The organism is Amycolatopsis rhizosphaerae (assembly GCF_007713715.1).
Taxonomy (GTDB): domain Bacteria; phylum Actinomycetota; class Actinomycetes; order Mycobacteriales; family Pseudonocardiaceae; genus Amycolatopsis_E; species Amycolatopsis_E rhizosphaerae.
This window is the reverse complement of record NZ_VJWX01000698.1, coordinates 1-2,786: the sequence shown is the minus strand read 5'-3', so window position 1 is coordinate 2,786 and position 2,786 is coordinate 1. Positions and strand designations below refer to the sequence as shown.

Below are 2,786 nucleotides of genomic sequence, written 5' to 3'. Positions count from 1 at the left end.
GGATGAAACTCGACCGGTTGACCCGGCACACCATCACCGGCACCGCGGACCTGCTCGCCGACCTGGCCAAGGTGCGCAAGCAGGGATACGTGATCTCCGACAGCGAACTGGAGGAAGGGCTGCGCGGCGTCGCGGCACCGGTCCGCGACGAGAGCGGCGTGATCTTCGCGGCGGTCAACGTGTCCCTCGACGCGCATCAGGCGTCACCGGAGGACGTGCGCCGCGAGGTCGTGCCGCTGCTGCTGGCCACCGCGGCCAGGATCGAAGCGGACCTCAGGCTCAAACCCGGACCGGTCTGAAAGCGCGCCGGGACGTTCGCTGGGCGAGCGCCGCGGTCGCCCAGCGAACCGCGGGTGACCCGGTTCACCAAGCGGACCCGAGGCGTGTTTGGCGAGGTCGGCGCGGCGGCCGGCGATCATGTGCCGGTGTTCACCGGGTGGCAACATGGTTTTTCCTTGCGTTTCCCGCTTTTAGGATCGCCGTCACAGTGTGACCTGGGTGCCGTCGAAGCAAGGAGGCTTGGATGACCGGACGGATCCGGAACCGCGACCTGGCCCGCAAGGTCGTGGATGCCGAAGAGGCCGCCTCACTGATCCGCAACGGCGACAACGTCGGGATGAGCGGATTCACCGGCGCCGGCTACCCCAAGGAGGTACCGGGGGCGCTCGCGAAGCGGGTCGCCAAGGCCGGTGTCGAGGGAACCCCGATGAAGCTCGGGCTGTGGACCGGCGCGTCCACCGCGCCCGAACTGGACGGCGTGCTCGCCGAGGTGGACGGCATCGACCTCCGGATGCCCTACCAGTCCGATCCGGTCACCCGGGACAAGATCAACCGCGGCAGCCTCGACTACACCGACATCCACCTTTCGCATGTCGCGCAACGGGTGTGGCAGGGCTTCTTCGGCAAGCTCGACGTGGCCGTCGTCGAGGTGAGCGGGATCACCGAGGAGGGCCTGCTGATTCCGTCGACCTCCGTCGGCAACAACAAGACGTGGCTCGACCAGGCGGACCGGGTGATCCTCGAGGTCAACTCGTGGCAGAGCACCAGCCTGGAGGGGATGCACGACATCTACTACGGCACGGCGCTCCCGCCCGGGCGGCGGCCGATCCCGATCATCGGGCCGGGCGACCGGATCGGCTCGGCCTACCTGCACTGCCCGCCGGAGAAGGTGGTGGCGGTGGTGGAGACCGACTCTCCCGACCGCAACACCCATTTCACCCCGCCCAACTCCGACTCGCGGCGCATCGCGGGTCACCTGCTCGACTTCCTGGAACTGGAGGTGCGGGCCGGGCGCCTGCCGAAGAACCTGCTGCCGCTGCAGTCCGGGGTCGGCAACATCGCCAACGCGGTGCTCGCCGGGCTGCAGGACGGGCCGTTCGACGAGCTGACCGCCTACACCGAGGTCATCCAGGAGAGCATGCTCGAGCTGATCGACTCGGGCCGGATGCGCAGCGCGTCGGCGACCGCGGTGTCGCTGAGCCCGGCCGCGATGGACCGGTTCAACGCGAGGATGGCCGAGTACCGCGACCGGATCGTGTTGCGGCCGCAGGAGATCAGCAACCACCCCGAGGTGATCCGGCGGCTGGGCTGCCTGGCGATGAACGGCATCATCGAGGCCGACATCTACGGCAACATCAACTCGACGCACCTGATGGGCAGCCGGATCCAGAACGGGATCGGCGGTTCGGGCGACTTCGCCCGCAACTCCTACCTTTCGATGTTCATGACGCCGTCGCTGGCCAAGAACGGCGCGATCTCCACGATCGTGCCCATGGTGTCGCATGTGGACCACACCGAGCACGACGTGGACGTGGTGGTGACCGAGCAGGGCCTGGCGGACCTGCGCGGGCTGGCGCCGCGGCGCCGGGCCGAGCTGATCATCGAGCGGTGCGCGCACCCCGACTACCGTCCCGCCCTGCGGGACTACTTCGAGCGCGCGCAGCGTTCGTCGTTCGGCGCGCAGACCCCGCACCTGCTGTCCGAGGCGCTGTCCTGGCACGAAAACTACGTCCGCACCGGCTCCATGCGCGGTTGAGTCCCACGCTCAGCGCGTTGTGTCCCACCTCGGGGCGCTTGTGTCCCACCTTCGGCGGCACGAGTTCCACGCTCGTGACCCGGAGCGTGGGACACAAGCGCACGAGCGTGGGACACAAGCGCACGAGCGTGGGACACAACGGGGTCAGGTGAGGGCGGCCGGGTCGGCGTAGAGCTGGGCCAGCAGGACGGAGCAGGCGGCCATGGCCTGCACGTCGGCGCCGAAGCGCGTCACCTCGACCATGTCGGTACCGGGCAGCGTGGTGGTGGCGGCGAACCCGGCCAGCAGGTCGGGCAGGAAGTCCGGCGCGCCGGTGACGGCCTGGCCGCCCAGGACGACGCGGGCGGGGTCGAGCACGTCGCGCAGGATGCCCACCGCCCTGCCCAGCGCGTGCGCCCTCGCCCTGAGCAGGCGGATCGCCCCGGCGTGGCCCGCCGCCGCCTCCTCGTGCAGGTGCCCGATCGACGGCTCGTGAATGATGCCTTCCCGCACGGCCCGCGCCACCACGGTCTCCTCGGCCACGGTCGCTTCGAGGCAGCCGGTCCGCCCGCAGGAGCACGGGATCGACCCGCCCACGCCGAGGTGCGCGATGCTGCCGGAACCGCGGGGACCGCGGTGCAGCCGCCCGTGCACGGCCACCGCGATGCCCACCACCTGCCGGGCGTAGAAGTAGAGCAGGCTTTCGCTGTGGTGGGCGGTGCCGAAGAGCAGTTCGGCGGTGGCCATCGCGGACACATGTCCTTCCAAGCGC

3 protein-coding genes are annotated in these 2,786 nt (G+C 69.9%); 2 read left to right on the top strand and 1 reads right to left on the bottom strand.

Annotated features, from left to right (window positions below):
- Positions 1-299: IclR family transcriptional regulator domain-containing protein (locus tag FNH05_RS35690; RefSeq protein WP_281287665.1), on the top strand; the 299-nt coding region annotated here is incomplete at its 5' end.
- Positions 300-523: 224 nt separating this feature from the next.
- Positions 524-2,035 (top strand): succinyl-CoA:acetate CoA-transferase ScpC, encoded by a 1,512-nt coding sequence (gene scpC / locus FNH05_RS35685; RefSeq protein ID WP_144593256.1) that lies wholly within the window; start codon positions 524-526, stop codon positions 2,033-2,035.
- 144 nt (positions 2,036-2,179) lie between these two features.
- Here scpC and FNH05_RS35680 read toward each other — a convergent pair.
- Positions 2,180-2,786 (bottom strand): ROK family protein (locus tag FNH05_RS35680; protein WP_144593255.1); only part of this gene is annotated, 607 nt, incomplete at its 5' end.